Genomic DNA, 16076 nt, shown 5'->3' with positions numbered 1-16076 from the left:
CCTCGGAGGCAGAGAGCGCTCGTCCCTGGATCGCCGATCCCGGGATCGGCGTCCAGCCGCCGGTGGGATCAGCGGGGCTGCGTCGAGCGCGGGAGGAACACCGCGAGGACGAGGCCGATGACCGCTGCGCCGGCGGCGATGAGGAACGCGATGCGGAAGCCCTCCAGCGTGGGCACCTCGATGCCTCCGCTGCGCCGGGCCGTGCTCGCGAGGACGACGCCGATCACCGCGCTGGACGTGGCCGTGCCGATGGAGCGCATGAGCGAGTTCAGTCCGTTGGCGGCGCCCGTCTCGGCGGGATCGACGGCGCCGAGGATGAGGGCGGGCATCGCCGCGTACGCGATGCCGACCCCCGCGCCGGCCAGGACGGCGACCAGGACGAGCTGCCAGATTGCGCCCAGGAGCACCGTGCCCGCCAGATACGCGACGACGAGAACCGCAAGACCGAGGATCAGCGCAGTCTTCGGGCCGCGCGCGGTCGACAGCCGTGCCGCGAGCGGAGCGACCACCATCATCGCCAGTCCCATCGACGCGCCGCAGAGTCCGGCGGCGACCAGGGAGAGGCCCATCCCGTATCCGGTGGAGGTGGGCAGCTGCAGGAGCTGGGGGAGCACGAGCGTGATCGCGAAGAACGCGAGGCCCACGGTGATCGCCGAGAGGTTCGTGAGGAGCACTTGTCGACGCGAGGCGGACCTGAGGTCCAGCAGCGGATCGTCGACGCGGAGCTCGTAGAGCCCCCAGAGCAGCAGGACGACGAGGGCCGCGCCGAAGAGCCCGAGCGTGAGGGGGCTCGCCCAGCCCCAGTCGCCGCCCTTGGAGACCGCGAGGAGGAGGGCGACGAGGCCCAGAGTGAGTCCGAGGGCTCCGACGAGGTCGAAGCGGCCGGAGGCGCGGTTCGGGCTCTCGGTCACGACGACGGCCAGTCCGATCATGGCGATCACTCCCAGGGCGGCCGTGCCGAAGAACAGCCAGTGCCAGTCGAGGTACTGGGCCACGAGGGCCGCGGCCGGGATCGCGAGCGCCCCGCCGATGCCGATGGAGCTGCTCATGATCGCCACCGCCGTGTTCCTGCGGTCGGGGTGCACCTGCTCCCAGATGATGCCGATGCCGAGCGGGATCGCTCCGAGCGCGAAGCCCTGGACGGCGCGGCCGATGATCATCGGCACGAGATCCGAGGTCATCCCCGAGAGGAGCGAGCCCAGGACCATCAGGCCGAGCGTGATGAGGATGAGCCTGCGCTTGCCGTAGAGATCGCCGAGTCGCCCGAGGACGGGGGCCGCGACGGTTCCCGAGAGGAGCGTGGCGGTGATCACCCAGGCGGCGTCGGACGCGTCGGCGTCCAGCAGCCGGGGGAGGTCGGCGACGAGGGGCACCGTCAGGGTCTGCATGGTGGCGACCGCGATGCCGCTGAGTGCCAGGATCGGGACGAGCCCGCGGCGAGGGCTCGGCTGGTCGCCGTCGGCGACGAGAGCGGCGGGCGACGGTTCGTGCGAGCGGGCCGCCTCCGTCGAGGTGGAGGTGTCGGGGCCGCCGGGGATGTCGGCGACCCTGTCGTGTGTCTGTGTCATGGAGTTCCTTGGCCGTCGAGCCCGTGGGCGAGGGAGGGGGCGCTGCCGAAGCGGTGCGCGGAGGGGGAGGAGGCGCCCGTGCGGGCGCGCTGAAGGGACCCGGGTCGGGTCGAGCGGGGTGCGGGTCCGAGAGTGTGCCCGGATCCGCTCGGCGGGTCGTGCCGCCCGGTCAGCCGGGGATGCCGGCGACGTCGACCTCGATGGCCTCGATGCGGCCCTCGGCCTGGAAGCCCGCGACGAGTCGTTCGGGGTTGGTGTCGGAGATGAGGAGGTAGAGGGTCCGTAGATCGGGTCCGCCGAGGACCGCGTCGACGGCGAACGTCCCGCCGTCCGGGTAGGCGGTGGTGTCGGGCTCGATCCGGATGACGTCGGTGACCTCGCCGCCCTCCAGGACGCGGCGGAACTCGCCGATCCAGGGGAACCCCGCCCAGACGGCGCCCTCGCTGTCGATGCCGATGCCGTCCACGGACTCGATGTCGGGTGAGCCGAACTCGGCGAACACGCGCTGGTTCGTCAAGCCGCCTCCGTCCTCGATGTCGAAGGCCGTGAGTCGTGCCCGGGGCGCGCTGAAGGACTCCGCCACGACGAGCGTGCGGCCGTCGCCGGAGATCGCGATCCCGTTGGGGAAGATCAGGTCCTCACCGCCGGTCTCGATGCGACCGTCGGGGTGGCGGATGATCAGGCCCACTCCGATCGGCTCGCTCCCGAACACGTAGCCCTGCGGTCCGACGTATGCGCGCCCCTCGCGGTCCACCGCCATGTCGTTGGGGTGGAACGCGACCTCGGAGAGGTCGGCGAGCTCCTCGAGTCCGTCCGGCCCGACGCGCAGCAGCCGACCGTCGAGGATGGAGACGACCATCGGCGATCCGTCGGGGGCGAAGCCCAGTCCCGACGGCCGTCCCGGCACCTCGACGACGCCCTCCGGAGTGAGCCGGCAGATCACTCCGCGGGTCATGTCCGAGAACCACAGCGCTCCGTCGTGCCAGCGGGCGCCCTCGAGGTATCCGAGGCCTCCCTGGGCGACGACGCGGCGGTTCTCGGCGGGCAGGATGCGGGTCGGGCGGGTCATTGACGGGTCCTTGTCGGAAGAGAGGGTGGGAGCGGGGGCAGAGGAGTTCCGTGCGGTCACGGGGTCTCCTCCCGGTAGCCGGAGGCGATCAGGGACCGGAGGCGGACGAGGGACTCCTCGTCGGCGCCGTTGCTCCTGATGAGGGCGAGGGAGCACGCGGCGAGGAACAGGTCGGAGCCTCGGACGGCGGAGCGGACCCGACCCGCGTCCTGTGCGGCGTGGACGAAGTTCTCGGTCGCGAGCACCAGGGCATCGCACGGGATCGTGAGGGGGTTGTCGGGATCGGGGCGCTGCACCGCCGACATGAGCGGGCCCGGGAGCCCCCGGAACGCACTGAAGTACTCCTCCAGTGCCTGCAGCCAGTGCGCGAGGGCCTGCGTCGGATCGTCGATCCTGTCGATCTCGGAGCGACGCTGGGCCAGCTCGGCGGAGTTCTGCTGCAGAACAGCCGCCAGCAGCTCGTCGCGGTGGGGGAAGTGGCGGTACAGCGTCGCGGGGCCGACTCCCGTCTCTCGGGCGATGGCCTCGAGGGAGGTGTCGATGCCGTGCTCACGGAAGTGGCGGTGGGCGGTGTCGAGCAGTGCCGTGCGATTGCGCTGCACGTCTGCACGGGGCTTGCGGGTTCCGGCGGCCGTCATCGGCGTCTGGGTGTCATAGTCGGGATCCTCTCGAATACGGATGCTGACTCCGTATTGCGCCCAGCATAAAACGGAGGGAGCATCCGGTCAAGTGCAAGGAGCGCAACGGGCTCCCTCCTCCTGAGGCGCGCCGCGCACTGATCGGCGCTTGCTAGCCTCGACCTTGACATCGGTGTCACGGTGGGAAGGGGCGGCAGATGAAGATCGGGGAGCTCGCGACTCGGACCGGTGTGCCCGCGCGCATGCTGCGCTACTACGAGGCGCAGGGTCTCATCCAGCCCGTGCGCCTGCACAACGGGTACCGCGACTACGACGACTACCTCATCGACCGGGTCGTGAAGATCCGCGGGCTGCTCGACGCCGGGATCCCCACCCGGGTGATCGGCGAGATCCTGCCCTGTTTCGACAGCCCCGGCTCCAGGGTTCCCGCCGATCCGGACCCGAGACTCCGCGAGACGCTGGTGCGACAGCGGGAGCGCATGGCCGAGAACATCCGCGTCCTGTCCGAGAACCGCGCGGCGATCGATCGGTACATCTCCGCCATCGACGACGTGCTCGGCGCTCGTCCGGTCTGAGCCGTCCGGCTGCTCGTCGTCGCCCACCCGGTCCTCCGGAGGCGCCTCCGAGGTCCGCGACGATTTGACCTTGACACTAGTGACAAGGTTGCAGACTGCGGGGATGACGACGAACGCCCCCTCCACTGCACCCCCGTCCACGTCGGCGCGGCTTCCGCTGGGTGCCCTCCTCGCCCTCGCGACCAGTGGGTTCCTGACCGTGATGCTCGAGACGCTTCCCGCGGGCGTTCTCCCCGCGCTGAGCAGCGACCTGGGCGTGGAGGAGGCGACCGCCGGACAGACCGTCACCTTCTACGCTCTCGGTGCACTGCTGGGTGCCATCCCGATCATCAGCGCGACGATGGGATGGCCCCGTCGCCGCCTGCTCGTGATCGCCCTGGGCGGGTACGTCCTGACCAGCCTGATCGTCGCGGTCTCGCCGTTCTTCGCCGTGACCCTGGCCGCGAGGTTCGTCGCGGGCCTCTTCGCCGGAGTCCTCTGGGGGATCCTGGCGGGGTACGTGGGTCGCATCGTCGATCCGTCGCAGCGAGGGCGCGCCCTGACGATCGGCCTGTCCGGGACCCCGATCGCCCTCGCGTTCGGCACTCCGGCGGCGACCGTACTCGCCACCGCGGTCGGCTGGCGCCTCACGTTCGTGATCATGGCCGTGGTCACTGCCGCCGTGGTGGTCTGGGTCCTGGCCGCGGTCCCCCCTCTGCCGGGACAGGAGCGGCACGAGCGCACGACGGCGCTCCAGGCGCTCCGTCTGCCCGGTGTCCTGCCGATCATCGTGGTCGCCCTGCTCTTCTTCTCCGGCCACGCCCTGCTGTACACGTACATCGCGCCGTTCCTCGCTCTCGCGGGGATGGGCGGCTCGGTCAGCGCGGTGCTCCTGGTGTTCGGCGTGTCGGCTCTCGTCGGTCTCTGGGCGATCGGACTGCTGATCGACCGGCATCTGCGCCTGCTCATGCTGGTCAGCACCGCGGTGTTCGCGCTCGCAGTGTCGGTGCTCGCAGTGGCGATGAGCGCGCCCGTCCTGGTCGTGATCAGCGTCATCGCCTGGGGGGCGGCCTTCGGCGGATCGGGGACTCTGCAGCAGACCGCTCTGACGAACGCGTCCGGCACCGCCGTCGACGCCGCTCAGTCGGTCCTCGTCACCGGCCTGAACCTGGGGATCGCGCTGGGCGGGATCCTCGGCGGACTCGTCCTGACCGGCTTCGGGGCCGGCGCCCTGCCCGTCGCGACGGTGACGCTGCTCCTGCTCGTCCTCGTCATCGTCGCGGCGGGACGACGCCACGCGTTCCCCGCCGCGCACCGGACGGACCGGTCGTGAGCGCGACCGGATCGTCGATGCCGAGAGAACTGCACGCAGAGAAGGAGTCGCACTCGTGACGGAACAGAAGAAGATGCTGATCGGCATGCAGCTGGGCAACGGGTACGGGGCGCCGACGCTGGCCTGGCGTGCGCCCCAGGTCGACCCGCGCAACTACACGAACGCCGACGCGTACGTGCGGTACGCGCAGGCGGCGGAACGCGGGAAGTTCCAGTTCCTCTTCCTGCCCGACTTCCTCGCGCAGAGCCAGCGGTCCGACCAGGACTCGCCCATGCTCACGATGGATCCCTTCATCCTCATGGCCGTGATGGCTCGCGAGACCCGGAGGATCGGGTTCGTGTCGACCGCATCGACGACGTTCCACGAGCCGTACAACCTGGCTCGTCAGCTGAAGACCCTCGACGTGATCAGCGGCGGTCGCATCGGATGGAACGCGATCACCACGTCCGACGAGGCCTCCGCGGCCAACTTCGGCACGTCGATCGCCGGCCGTGACGAGCGCTACGGTCGCGCTCACGAGGTCGTCGAGATCGTCCAGGCCCTCTGGGGCAGCTGGGAGGAGGACGCCTGGGTCGCCGACCAGGAGTCGGGAGTGTTCGCCGACCTGGCGAAGATCCGGCCCATCGACCTCGGCGGCCGGTACGTGGCCTCGCGCGGCCCTCTCGAGATCCCTCCCTCCTCGCAGGGGCAGCCCGTCGTCTTCCACGCCGGCCAGAGCCCCCACAGCCTCGCGCTGGCGGGCCGCTTCGCGAACGGCGTGATCGGGAACACCCACTCCATCGCCGATTCGATCCGTCAGCGCTCGACCATCAGGCGGGCCGCGGAGCAGGCGGGCCGCGACCCCGACGACATCAAGTACTTCGCGGGGATCAGCCCGACCATCGCGCCCACGACGCGCGAGGCGCTCGACCGGCGCGGCCGCTTCGTCGAGCCGCAGATCCCCCAGCAGATCGGCTACCTGGGGATGATGCTCGGCGTCCCGCTGTCCACGGCCGACCTCGACCGGCCCCTCAGTGCGTCGTCGCTCGCAGGCGCTCGAGCCGCGGCGTCGGACCCGCGGTCCGCGACCGCCCTGCGACTGGCTCGGGAGGGATGGAGCATCCGCGACATCCTGTACCACGGCGTGATCGACTACCACCCGGCCCCCGTCGGCCCTCCGCAGCTCACCGCCGACCACATGCAGGAGTGGTTCGAGGCGGGCGCCTGCGACGGGTTCTGGCTCAACCCGGACGTCTACGAGGACGGCATCGACGCGTTCGTCGACGGAGTGGTGCCGCTGCTGCAGGAGCGGGGGCTCTTCCACCGCGACTACGAGGGGGACACCCTCCGGGAGCACCTCGGCGTGCCGTACCAGTACGGCAGGGCCGGGACCGCCTCCGCGTCGTAGCGCGGCGGCGCCGCGTCCGCCGGTCTCGACGGGGTCCGGCTCACTCCACGAGGTCCTTCAGGATCCGGAAGAACGCGCTCTTGCCCTCGAGTCCGATCCCCGGCAGCTCGCCCGGGGCGACCCGGCTGCCCTCGATCACGGCGTCGTCGGTGAAGCCTCCCGTCGGCTGGAACTCGCCCGGGTAGGACTCGTTGCCGCCCAGGTGCAGCGCGGCGGCGATGTGGAGGGAGAACTGGTGCCCGCCGTGCGGCACGCAGCGGCGCGAGGACCAGCCGTGCCGGGCGAGCTCCTCCTGCACGCGGAGGTACTCCACCAGTCCGTACGACAGGGCGGGGTCGACCTGGATGTAGTCGCGGTCGGGGCGCATCCCTCCGTGCCGCAGCAGGTTGCGGGCGTCCTGCATCGAGAACAGGTTCTCGCCGGTGGCGATGGGCTTGGAGTAGTGCTCCGAGAGCGTGGCGTTCAGCGCGTAGTCCAGCGGGTCGCCGACCTCCTCGTACCAGAACAGGTCGTACGGCTCGATCGCCCGGCCGTACTCGAGCGCGGTGGCGAGGTCGAACTTGCCGTTCACGTCGACGGCGAGGCGGGAGCCGTCCCCGCTGAGGACGTCGATGACCGCCTCGATCCGCTCGAGGTCGTCGGCGAGATCGGTGCCGCCGATCTTCATCTTCACGACCTCGTAGCCGGAGTCGAGGAAGCGGCGCATCTCGTCCTGCAGGTCGCGGGTGGTCTTGCCCGGGGCGTAGTAGCCGCCGGCGGCGTAGACGAACACGTCGTCGTCGGGGGAGCCGTCGCCGTAGTGGTCCGAGATCCACCGGTAGAGGGGGACGCCCGCGGCCTTCGCGACGAGGTCGTGCAGCGCCATGTCGACCACGCCGACCGCGACCGAGCGCTCGCCGTGGCCCCCGGGCTTCTCGTTGCCCATCATCGCGGTCCACGCCTTCGCGGGCGAGAACTCGCCGCCCTCGTCGTGGAGCTCGTCGTCCGACGCGGCGAGGAGGCGCGGGAGCATGCGCTCCTTGATGATCGGCGTGGCGTTGTAGCGGCCGTTCGAGCTGAATCCGTAGCCGACGAGCGGCTTCCCGTCGACGACGACGTCGCTCACCAGGGCGATGATCGAGCTGTCCATCTTCGAGAAGTCGATGTACGCGTTGCGCATCGACGAGCTGATGGGGATGGTTCCGACGTGGGCGGCGACGATCTTCACGAGTTCTCCTCCGGTTGGTGAATGCATCTTATAAGATGTGAGCACCACCGTATGCTGAGAGCCCCCGGACCGCAAGACAGGAAGCGAGAACCGTGACCGTCACCGTCTTCTCCAGCAAGGGCGATGTCGCCTACAGCGAGGTGCGCCGTCGCATCCTGATGGGCGATCTCGCCGCCGGATCCCGCGTGCCGCAGTACGAGCTCGCCGAGGACCTGAGCATGAGCATCACCCCCGTGCGCGAGGCGCTCCGACGCCTCGCCAGCGAGGGCCTCGTCGAGCTCGACGCCCACCGCGACGTCCGGGTGGCCGGGCTCAGCGCGGAGGAGGGGCGCGAGCTGTTCGAGGTGCGCCTCGCCCTGGAGCCGGCCGCGACGGCGCTCGCCGCCGAACGCCGCACGGGCGAGGACGTCGAGCGGATGCGCGAGGCCGCCGCCGCCCTCCGCCCCGTCACGCGCGAGGAGGGGGAGGAGGCGATCCTCGCCCACTCCGCGTTCCACCGCGCCGTGTACCGCGCCTCGCACAACGCCGCGCTGGTGCGGCTCCTCGACGACCTGTGGGCGAAGTCCGACCGGTACCGGCGGAGGGGGCTCGAGCTCCCGTCGGGGGACGAGCCGCGCACCGTCGACCACCGCCAGCACGGCGAGCTGCTCGACCTGGTCGTCGCCGGCGACGTCGAGGGTGCCGCGGCCCTGGCGCGAGCGCACATCGAGGAGAGCCTGACCGGAGCGGTCCTCGACGTCCTCGACGCGGACTGACTCCCGCCGCTCAGACCGAGCGCGACTCCACGCTCTCGCGGCTGCCCGAGAACCAGCGCGGCGCCTGGAAGCCGTACTTCAGCACCGGGAGGTCGCGGGTGAGGCGCCAGTAGCCGAGCGCCGCCGCGACGGCGACGCCGCAGACGATCAGGGGCACGGCCGGCCCGATGGCGTCCAGCCAGCGCTGCCCCTCGAAGAGCAGCAGGAGGCTGGTGGTCAGCGAGACGAACAGCACGTGCACCACGTAGACCGGCAGGGTGTTGCGGCCGATGTACGTGATCCAGTCGGCGGCGCGCACTCCCGACAGGAAGCGCGCGAGGACGAGGCCGGCGAGGACCGCGAGCACGCTGACGAGCACGAGGCCCACGGTGAGCAGCGGGAACGGTCCGCGAGCGACCAGGATGCCGGCGGCGGCCACCAGGAAGAGCAGGCCGAAGCCGATCCCGCTGAGCAGTCCGCGGCGCTCGACGAACGCGAGGATCGCCGTGCGCAGGTGCAGACCGATCAGGAAGAACGTCAGGTAGCGGGACATGCCGTCCCAGGCGATATTGCCGGTCCCCTCCGACGTCGTGGAGCGGATCGCGTACCAGGCCACGGCGATCGCGGTCGCGACGCCCACCTGCACGCGCCAGTCGACGCGTCCGTCGGCCAGCTTCGCGAGCACGAAGAAGATGGTGAGGGCGTAGAGGAACCAGAGCCCGTTGTGCGGCATGAGCGGCGACAGCAGCAGGTCGAGCGGGTTCGTCTCGTCGGTTCCTCCGGGGTTCGGGACCACGGTGAAGAAGAGGAAGCGCACGAGCGTCCAGAGCAGGAACGCCCAGACGAGGAGGCTGAGGCGCGAGCGCCAGAGCTCGCGCCACGAGCGCTTGAGCACCGAGCCGGCGAAGAGCCCGGAGGCGAGGAAGAACAGCGGCATGCGGAAGACGATCAGCAGCAGGTTGATGTCGTCCCAGGCCCGCGGGGCGATGCCGGCCGAGATCGTCCACTGCACCGAGTGCGCGAGGGCGACCAGGATGATGGCGATCCCCTTCGCCGTATCCACCCAGGTGATGCGCGTGCGTGCCATGGTCCCTCGTCCGTCGTGATCATCGATGACAGTGGCGTCGGTGCCGAGCAAGTGTTGCACGGCTGTGGGGCCCCTGAAAGTGGTTCAGCGGCTCGGTGCGTTACGGGCATGTGACAGTCGGTCCGGTACAGGGGAGTGCCGAGCACGCGCCCCCCGACGGGGGCGGAGGCGTCACCCGCCGACTCCCGTGCCCGATGATCGTCGTATGACTCGCGCGACGCCTCCGACCGGCGGCGGACGTCGCCGACGTCCCGTCCTCCTCGGCCTGCTCGGCGTCCTGCTGATCGCGGGGGTCGTGGGAGTGGTCGTCGCCGTCACCGGGCCGAGGGACGGGGCCACCTCGTCGCGCTCGACGGTCGACATGGAGGAGCGCGTCGCCGCGATCGCGGAGCGCTTCCCCGACGGCTATCCGCAGCACAGCATCCTGCTCACGGGAAGCTCGTCGTTCGGCCGGTGGACGACGTCGAAGGAGGACCTCCGCCCCCTCGAGACCTACAACCTCGGCATCGGCGGCACCACCGTGGCCGATCACCTGGCCCACCTCGACAGCATGATCGCGCCGTTCGATCCGCGCGCGGTCCTCGTCTACGTCGGCGCGAACGACATCAGCGGCGACGCCGACGGGCTCTCCGGTGCCGAGACCGCCGACGCGGTCATCGAGTACCTCGGCCGGCTGGAGGAGGTCGCGCCGGACGCCGAGGTCTTCTACGTCGAGATCGCCGAGACGCCGGCGCGCGAGGCCGTCCGCGAGGAGGTCGGGACTGCGAACGACCTGATCCGCGCGTACGCCGACACCGACGACCGCGTCGTGTTCGTGCCGACGGCCGAGGCGCTGCTCACCCCCGACGGCGCGATCGACCCGTCGCTCTTCGTCGGGGACGGCCTGCACTTCGACGACGCGGGCTACGACCGCTTCGCGGAGGCGATCCGCTCGGTCGTGCTGCCCGCGCTGGAGTAGTCGGATGCCTCCGCGGTCGTCGAGGGGCTACTCGTCGGCCTTGTAGACCTTCCGGAACGCGTCCTTGCGCGCGATCCTCCCGCCGCGGAACTCGTAGATGTCGCAGCCGCGCGTCACCTGGACCTCGCCGTCGGGCCCGGTCCCGGTGAAGGACCACGTGCCCGCACCGCGGGTGCCCGCGATGAGGGGCTGCGTGTCCTCGTGGCGCTCCTGCCCGGTGTCGAAGGCGAGCATGAGCGCGAAGCCCTCCCGCACCTGCTCCCGGCCGGTCCAGGTGCGGCCGGGCTCGGGTCCGACGGAGGCGCTGTAGACGCAGTCGTCGGTGATGTGGCTCATCAGAGCCTCGAGGTCGTGGCGGGCCCAGGCGTCGCTGAACGCCGCGAGGATCTCGGGCGTCATCTCGTTCGCGCTGGTCTCGGTCGAGGAGGAGTCGTTCATGAGCCGGTCCTTCGAGTCGGGGGACCGTCGTCGGTCGCTCTGCGAACCCTGGCAGGTGCGCGGTCGCGGTGGCAACAGCCGCTAGCGGTCATGTCCGGAAGCGGGCGATCGGGGAGTCTGCAGGTCGGCTCAGTCGGAGCCGAGCGTGCTCTTCGGGTACTCGCCGAAACGGCGCTCGTAGGAGGCCGAGAAGCGCCCGAGGTGCGCGAAGCCCCACCGGTGCGCCACCTCGGCGACGGTGACCGTTCCGGCGTCGCTGGTGCGCAGCTCGGTGTGCACGCGATCGAGGCGGATGCGGCGGAGGTAGTCGAGCGGAGTGACGTCGAGCTCGCGGCGGAACGCGCTCTGGAGGACGCGGACGCTGAGGCCGGCGGCGGCGGCGACGTCCTCGGTGTGCACGGGCAGGTGGGCGTGGGCGTGCAGGTACTCGATCGCCGCGCGGAGCCGGTCGCTCGAGGGCAGGGCGAGCGGAGTGGAGAGGGCGAGGCCGATGTGGGGGAAGGTGTCGAGCAGGGCGATCGCGGCGGAGCGGTTGGCCTCGCTGCGCAGGAGGCCGGGGCTGTCCGGGTCCTGGACGACGCGGGCGACGGTCGCGACGGTGCCGGCCCAGCGCTGCAGCGCCTCGCCGGTGGGGCGGGAACGGGTGTCGAACAGCAGGGGCCCGGTGGAGCCCTCGTGCTCGGCGGCGATCCTCTCGAGGAACGCGGCGTCGAAGTGCATGAGGTTCTGCCGGTGGTCCGCGAAGTCGAACTCCGACGGCCGGTCCGTGACGAACATCGCCGGCTGCCCGTGGTTCAGCCGAACGGCGTCGCCGGTGAGGTCGAGCGCTCCGGAGCCGGCGGTGATCCACGAGACGATGTACTCGCCCTCGGTCCGGATCGTGCCGCGCAGCGATCCGCGGAAGAGGTTGCCGCGGAGGGTGAGCTCGTCGTCTCCGACCGAGGTGTAGCGGTAGGAGAAGTCGTCACCGGTCGGTGCGGCGGCGAATCCGCCGCCGTTGTACTCGCCCTGCAGGAGGGAGAGGGCTTCGTCGACGTCGCTGCCGGCGATCTCGGAGCGCGCGAAGCGGTCGGCGTCCTCGTTCATCACCCGCAAGGATCCCACGGGAGCGGCGTCTCGGCCTGAGAGGATCCGCCGCGCCGCCGCCGGGCGCTCACGCCGCGCGGAGCAGGATGCCTTCGGGTCCGATGGTCCTCGTCATGGCGAGGACGGTCGCCGTGCGGAAGTGCGAGAACAGCTGAGTGCGGTGCGCCGTGTCGCTCTCGACGGTCAGTGCGAACATCCTCCCGCGGGGGGCGGAGGACCAGGTGCGGATGTCGCTCGCGTCGATGCGCAGGATCCCGCTCTCCTCGCCCAGGTAGAGGGCTTCGGCGGTGATGGCGACGCTCCCGCCTCCGTCGCGGGCGGACGTCGAGCACGCGAAGAGCGCGGTGACGTCGGCGGGCACTCCGGGAGCCGCGGGGGAGAGGTCGAGGAAGTCGGCACCCGACCCGTCCGCTGCGCTCATCGCGACCACCCCCACTCCCTCATTATCGACAGGATGTACGCGGCGCCCGGCAGCGGGCGGTGACCCTTGCCATCCCGCCGGACGTCTGAGTGCAGCCGCGGTCGTGCGCCCTCGTGCCGTCGACCCGCGCCGTCCGACCCTCCCGGAGGAGCGTCGGACGGCGGGTATCGACGAGGAGTCCGGTCAGCGCTGGACGAGCGGGATCGCGATGTCGGTGACGTCCGCGCCGAGGGTGCCGAGCGACGTGGCCGTGCCGTCCAGCAGGCCGACCTCGTAGAGCGACCCGTTCACGGCGGCGAGGCCGATCGAGCCGACGGAGGCGCCGCCTCGGAGGACGGAGTAGACGTCGAAGCCGGTCACCCCAGCGGCGTCGAGGCCGAGCTTCCCGGTCGGTGCCAGCGACCCCGCGTTCGCGGGCGACTGGATCGCGATCTGGTCGAGAGCCGTGTCGAGGACGAAGAGGGTGGTCGCCGTGTCCGTGTCGAGGTCGTTGTTCGTGTACGCGGCTCCGGTGACGCCGGTGGCGACCGCCGGTGCGGCGTAGCTGAGGGCGCCGTCGGCGACCGTGGGGGCTCCGGGCGTGGCGAAGGGCTGGCGGAGGTTCTGGCCGGTGTCGCTGATCACGCGGAGGGCGTTCGCGGCGGGGTTGAAGTCGACGCCGAAGGAGGTGCCGCTCAGCGGGACCGTGAGCCGGGTCACCGGGGTGGCCACTCCGGTCTTCGCGTCGAGGAAGTAGACCCCGGCGCTTCCGGCGTTGTCGCCGACTCCGTAGAGGCCGCCGTCCTGGACGCGGTGGTCGATGCCGATGAGCGCCGTGTCGCCGCCGGTCAGACCGGTGACGGCGACCCTGCCGGTGACCTTGCCGGGCTTGGTGGGGTTGAACTGCACGAGCTCCGTGCCGCCGTCGGCGAGACCGACGACGCGCAGCTTCGCGGCGACCGCGCGGGCGGTGTCGACCAGCTTCCGGTCGACGGCGCTCGCCGAAGCGCTGGCGGACCCGCTGGACGCTGCGGCGGGAGCGGCACTGCTCGCGCCGGCGATCGCGGGTGCCACGGCCAGGACGCCCGCCAGGGCGACGGCTGCGACTCCGACTGTGATGGTTCTGCTCATCGTGTACTCCTCGAGATCTCCGGTCGCCGCAGATCGGCGACTCGCAGAGGGGTACCGCCCGGAGGGCGCGAGCGTTCATCCGGATCGGGACTTCTTCGACGGCGCGGTCCGCTACGGCGTGTTCCTCCCGGATACTGCTTGCGGATGCGCCCTCGGGCGGGAATACTGAAAACCACCCGCTGCTAGGTTTCACACGCCCACTCTGCGCAGCGGCAGTACTCGAGGATGAGGGGAGCCTGGCATGACCAGTCGTGAGACCGCTCTCCGTTCGCACGACGAGACCGACGCCCTCCCGCGGATGCGCGCCACGCCGGTCGACGGCGTGCTCGGGTCCCTGAGCGACCGGACCGGCGACGGATCGCGCTCCACCGTCTGCCCGGAGGCGGCGCTCCTCGGCGCCCCCGTCATCCTCCCCTTCAGGAAAGTCCGATAGACCGGGTCGGTCCGCCTGATCCGGACCGGCTGCTCCACCCCACGAACGAAAGCGGTACCGACCATGACCCTTCCTCTGGCCTCCGTCCAGCTGTACACGCTGGCCAAGCAGTTCTCCGACGATCCGAACGCATCGCTCGACAAGCTCGCCGCCATCGGCCTGAAGAACGTCGAGGCGTTCGACTTCGTGGGCCGCCCCGCCGAGATCCGCGCCGCCCTCGACGCGAGCGGCCTCGCCGCTCCGACCGGCCACGCCCCGCTGCTCTCGGACGAGCTGTGGACCCCGGACGGCTCGATCCCGACGCCCGCGCCCGAGGTCGTCTTCGAGGCGGCCGCGCAGATCGGCATCCGGACCGTCATCGACCCCTTCGTCCCGGTCGAGCGCTGGCTGACCGAGGACGGCGTCGCCGACATCGCCGACCGCCTCAACAAGGCCGCCGAGATCGCCGCGACCTTCGGCCTCAAGGTCGGCTACCACAACCACGCGCAGGAGTTCATCGCCTCCTTCGACGGACAGACCGCGTACGAGCGTTTCATCGCGAGCACCGACGAGCGCGTGGAGATCGAGCTCGACCTGTTCTGGGCGCTGACCGGCGGCCAGGACGTCGCCGCGCTCGTCTCCGAGCTGGGCTCGCGCCTGGTGGCCGTGCACGTCAAGGACGGCATCGCTCCGGCCGAGAACCCGTTCGCTCCCGGCGCCGCCGCGTTCGGCTCCGACACGCTCGACCAGCGCCGACCCGGCGAGGGCGATGTGCCTCTCGTCGAGGCGCTCAAGGCCGGCGAGGGCGCCATCAAGTACGCCGTCATCGAGTACGACAACGCCCCCGGCGACGTCTTCGCCGACATCCAGGCCAGCTACGACTTCCTCGTGAAGGGCGGGTACGCGGCATGAGCGGCCCCATCGGCATCGGCGTCATCGGCGTCGGAGTCATCAGCGACACGTACCTCGAGAACCTGGCCTCCTTCCCCGACGTCGAGGTGCTCGTCGTCGGCGACCTGATCCTCGACCGGGCGAAGAGCCAGGCCGAGAAGCACGGCATCCCCGCGTGGGGCTCGGCCGAGGACGTCCTCGCCCACCCCGACGTGCAGGTCGTCGTCAACCTGACGATCCCCGCCGCGCACATCGAGGTCTCGGCCGCCGCGATCGCCGCCGGCAAGCACGTCTGGAGCGAGAAGCCGCTCGGGCTCGACCGCGCCGCCGCCGCGCAGCTGCTGCAGGACGCCGCCGCGAAGGGCCTCCGGGTCGGCTCCGCGCCGGACACCGTCCTCGGCCCGGGCTTCCAGACCGCGAAGCGCGCGGTCGCGGAGGGCGTCATCGGCGAGCCGATGTTCGCCTCCACCACGTTCCAGACCGTCGGACCGGACCTCTGGCACCCGAGCCCGGCGTTCCTCTTCGCGCAGGGCGCGGGCCCGCTGCTCGACATGGGCCCGTACTACTTCACCGGCCTGGTCAGCCTCTTCGGGCCGGTCGAGCGCGTGGCCGCCCTCGGGCGCAAGAAGCTCGAGGAGCGGGTCATCCGCTCCGGACCCGACGCCGGCACCACGTTCCCCGTCGAGGTCCCCACCTCGCTGCAGGTGCTGACCTCGTTCGCCGCGGGCCAGCAGGCGTCGAGCCTCCTGAGCTTCGACTCCGCTCTCGAGCGCCACGGCGTCTTCGAGATCCACGGCACGGAGGGGTCCCTCGTGATCCCGGACCCGAACCAGTTCGAGGGCCGCACGGCGTTCGTGAAGGCCCCGACCTCCATCGCCGACGGCGCGTGGGGCGAGCAGGAGTGGACCGAGATCGAGCAGAAGGGCACGGTCGTCGGCCGCGGTCTCGGGCTGCTCGACATGGTCCGCGCCATCGCCGAGGACCGCCCGCACGTGGCCACCGGCGAGCTCGGCTTCCACGTGCTGGACGTCATGCTCTCGGCTCAGGAGTCGGCCGAGAACGGCGGATTCGTCACGGTCGACAGCACCCTGTCGGCCCCGGTTCCGGCGGTGCCGGTCGAGTTCGACCCGTTCGCGCAGACGGTCTGACACTCCGGTACGAGACGGACGGCCCGCGACTCCCC

At 71.1% G+C, this 16076-nt stretch carries 17 protein-coding genes; 8 read left to right on the top strand and 9 right to left on the bottom strand.

Annotated elements, in window-relative coordinates; genetic code table 11:
* Positions 1 to 68 precede the first annotated feature (68 nt).
* From ASF46_RS14640 to ASF46_RS14630, 3 genes are all read right to left on the bottom strand, one after another.
* The gene (locus ASF46_RS14640) at positions 69 to 1568 is read right to left on the bottom strand and encodes an MFS transporter (protein WP_056868237.1); all 1500 of its coding nucleotides are present in this window, start codon (positions 1566 to 1568) and stop codon (positions 69 to 71) included.
* A gap of 169 nt (positions 1569 to 1737) precedes the next feature.
* On the bottom strand, positions 1738 to 2637 hold the full coding sequence (locus tag ASF46_RS14635; protein WP_056868236.1) for an SMP-30/gluconolactonase/LRE family protein: 900 nt from the start codon (positions 2635 to 2637) through the stop codon (positions 1738 to 1740).
* A 56-nt stretch (positions 2638 to 2693) separates the two neighbouring features.
* On the bottom strand, positions 2694 to 3275 hold the full coding sequence (locus tag ASF46_RS14630; RefSeq protein ID WP_056868235.1) for a TetR/AcrR family transcriptional regulator: 582 nt from the start codon (positions 3273 to 3275) through the stop codon (positions 2694 to 2696).
* 197 nt (positions 3276 to 3472) lie between these two features.
* Here ASF46_RS14630 and ASF46_RS14625 point away from each other — a divergent pair, with 197 nt between their 5' ends.
* The 3 genes from ASF46_RS14625 (at position 3473) to ASF46_RS14615 (ending at position 6549) form a co-directional block, all read left to right on the top strand.
* Positions 3473 to 3850, top strand: a complete 378-nt coding sequence (locus tag ASF46_RS14625) for a MerR family transcriptional regulator (protein ID WP_056868234.1) — start codon at positions 3473 to 3475, stop codon at positions 3848 to 3850.
* 103 nt (positions 3851 to 3953) lie between these two features.
* Complete coding sequence (locus tag ASF46_RS14620) at positions 3954 to 5162, top strand: MFS transporter (protein ID WP_056868233.1); 1209 nt, start codon at positions 3954 to 3956, stop codon at positions 5160 to 5162.
* Positions 5163 to 5217: 55 nt separating this feature from the next.
* On the top strand, positions 5218 to 6549 hold the full coding sequence (locus ASF46_RS14615) for an NtaA/DmoA family FMN-dependent monooxygenase (protein WP_235576957.1): 1332 nt from the start codon (positions 5218 to 5220) through the stop codon (positions 6547 to 6549).
* A 40-nt stretch (positions 6550 to 6589) separates the two neighbouring features.
* Here the strand turns inward: ASF46_RS14615 and ASF46_RS14610 are convergent, their stop codons facing one another.
* Positions 6590 to 7756 (bottom strand): mandelate racemase/muconate lactonizing enzyme family protein, encoded by a 1167-nt coding sequence (locus ASF46_RS14610; RefSeq protein WP_056868232.1) that lies wholly within the window; start codon positions 7754 to 7756, stop codon positions 6590 to 6592.
* Positions 7757 to 7848: 92 nt separating this feature from the next.
* Here ASF46_RS14610 and ASF46_RS14605 point away from each other — a divergent pair, with 92 nt between their 5' ends.
* Entirely contained in the window at positions 7849 to 8511 is a 663-nt protein-coding gene (locus tag ASF46_RS14605; RefSeq protein ID WP_056868231.1) for a GntR family transcriptional regulator, read from the top strand.
* 10 nt (positions 8512 to 8521) lie between these two features.
* Here the strand turns inward: ASF46_RS14605 and ASF46_RS14600 are convergent, their stop codons facing one another.
* Complete coding sequence (locus ASF46_RS14600) at positions 8522 to 9577, bottom strand: acyltransferase family protein (protein WP_056868230.1); 1056 nt, start codon at positions 9575 to 9577, stop codon at positions 8522 to 8524.
* 205 nt (positions 9578 to 9782) lie between these two features.
* Between ASF46_RS14600 and ASF46_RS14595 the strand changes: the two genes are divergently transcribed.
* Positions 9783 to 10535, top strand: a complete 753-nt coding sequence (locus tag ASF46_RS14595) for a GDSL-type esterase/lipase family protein (protein WP_056868229.1) — start codon at positions 9783 to 9785, stop codon at positions 10533 to 10535.
* 27 nt (positions 10536 to 10562) lie between these two features.
* Here ASF46_RS14595 and ASF46_RS14590 read toward each other — a convergent pair whose 3' ends face one another.
* The 4 genes from ASF46_RS14590 to ASF46_RS14575 all read right to left on the bottom strand — a co-directional run bounded on the left by ASF46_RS14590 (position 10563) and on the right by ASF46_RS14575 (position 13590).
* Positions 10563 to 10973: a nuclear transport factor 2 family protein gene (locus ASF46_RS14590; protein WP_056868228.1), complete on the bottom strand. Its 411-nt coding sequence runs from the start codon at positions 10971 to 10973 to the stop codon at positions 10563 to 10565.
* 129 nt (positions 10974 to 11102) lie between these two features.
* Complete coding sequence (locus ASF46_RS14585; protein WP_056868227.1) at positions 11103 to 12059, bottom strand: helix-turn-helix transcriptional regulator; 957 nt, start codon at positions 12057 to 12059, stop codon at positions 11103 to 11105.
* 67 nt (positions 12060 to 12126) lie between these two features.
* Complete coding sequence (locus tag ASF46_RS14580; protein WP_157602555.1) at positions 12127 to 12480, bottom strand: hypothetical protein; 354 nt, start codon at positions 12478 to 12480, stop codon at positions 12127 to 12129.
* 183 nt (positions 12481 to 12663) lie between these two features.
* Complete coding sequence (locus ASF46_RS14575; protein WP_082485521.1) at positions 12664 to 13590, bottom strand: DUF4394 domain-containing protein; 927 nt, start codon at positions 13588 to 13590, stop codon at positions 12664 to 12666.
* Between the two features lie 241 nt (positions 13591 to 13831).
* On the opposite strand from ASF46_RS14575, the gene ASF46_RS14570 reads away from it, so the two are divergent.
* The 3 genes from ASF46_RS14570 to ASF46_RS14560 all read left to right on the top strand — a co-directional run bounded on the left by ASF46_RS14570 (position 13832) and on the right by ASF46_RS14560 (position 16041).
* Entirely contained in the window at positions 13832 to 14023 is a 192-nt protein-coding gene (locus ASF46_RS14570; protein ID WP_056868225.1) for a hypothetical protein, read from the top strand.
* Positions 14024 to 14086: 63 nt separating this feature from the next.
* Positions 14087 to 14914 (top strand): sugar phosphate isomerase/epimerase family protein, encoded by an 828-nt coding sequence (locus ASF46_RS14565; protein WP_056868224.1) that lies wholly within the window; start codon positions 14087 to 14089, stop codon positions 14912 to 14914.
* Positions 14911 to 16041 carry a Gfo/Idh/MocA family protein gene (locus ASF46_RS14560; RefSeq protein WP_056868223.1) on the top strand — a complete coding sequence of 377 codons (1131 nt, stop codon included), beginning with the start codon at positions 14911 to 14913 and terminating at the stop codon, positions 16039 to 16041. Before ASF46_RS14565 ends, ASF46_RS14560 begins: the two co-directional genes overlap by 4 nt.
* Positions 16042 to 16076: the final 35 nt, after the last annotated feature.

It is taken from the genome of Rathayibacter sp. Leaf296 (assembly GCF_001423045.1).
Taxonomy (GTDB): Bacteria; Actinomycetota; Actinomycetes; order Actinomycetales; family Microbacteriaceae; genus Rathayibacter; species Rathayibacter caricis.
Note: the sequence above shows the minus strand (reverse complement) of the source record. Positions and strands in the feature narration are given on the sequence as shown.

Bases quoted from the DNA above. Each gene is read 5' to 3' on its own strand.
- ASF46_RS14640 (WP_056868237.1), bottom strand. From the start codon at position 1,568: ATGACACAGACACACGACAGGGTCGCCGACATCCCCGGCGGCCCCGAC.
- ASF46_RS14635 (WP_056868236.1), bottom strand. From the start codon at position 2,637: ATGACCCGCCCGACCCGCATCCTGCCCGCCGAGAACCGCCGCGTCGTC.
- ASF46_RS14630 (WP_056868235.1), bottom strand. From the start codon at position 3,275: ATGACGGCCGCCGGAACCCGCAAGCCCCGTGCAGACGTGCAGCGCAAT.
- ASF46_RS14625 (WP_056868234.1), top strand. From the start codon at position 3,473: ATGAAGATCGGGGAGCTCGCGACTCGGACCGGTGTGCCCGCGCGCATG.
- ASF46_RS14620 (WP_056868233.1), top strand. From the start codon at position 3,954: ATGACGACGAACGCCCCCTCCACTGCACCCCCGTCCACGTCGGCGCGG.
- ASF46_RS14600 (WP_056868230.1), bottom strand. From the start codon at position 9,577: ATGGCACGCACGCGCATCACCTGGGTGGATACGGCGAAGGGGATCGCC.
- ASF46_RS14595 (WP_056868229.1), top strand. From the start codon at position 9,783: ATGACTCGCGCGACGCCTCCGACCGGCGGCGGACGTCGCCGACGTCCC.
- ASF46_RS14590 (WP_056868228.1), bottom strand. From the start codon at position 10,973: ATGAACGACTCCTCCTCGACCGAGACCAGCGCGAACGAGATGACGCCC.
- ASF46_RS14585 (WP_056868227.1), bottom strand. From the start codon at position 12,059: ATGAACGAGGACGCCGACCGCTTCGCGCGCTCCGAGATCGCCGGCAGC.
- ASF46_RS14580 (WP_157602555.1), bottom strand. From the start codon at position 12,480: ATGAGCGCAGCGGACGGGTCGGGTGCCGACTTCCTCGACCTCTCCCCC.
- ASF46_RS14575 (WP_082485521.1), bottom strand. From the start codon at position 13,590: ATGAGCAGAACCATCACAGTCGGAGTCGCAGCCGTCGCCCTGGCGGGC.
- ASF46_RS14570 (WP_056868225.1), top strand. From the start codon at position 13,832: ATGACCAGTCGTGAGACCGCTCTCCGTTCGCACGACGAGACCGACGCC.
- ASF46_RS14565 (WP_056868224.1), top strand. From the start codon at position 14,087: ATGACCCTTCCTCTGGCCTCCGTCCAGCTGTACACGCTGGCCAAGCAG.
- ASF46_RS14560 (WP_056868223.1), top strand. From the start codon at position 14,911: ATGAGCGGCCCCATCGGCATCGGCGTCATCGGCGTCGGAGTCATCAGC.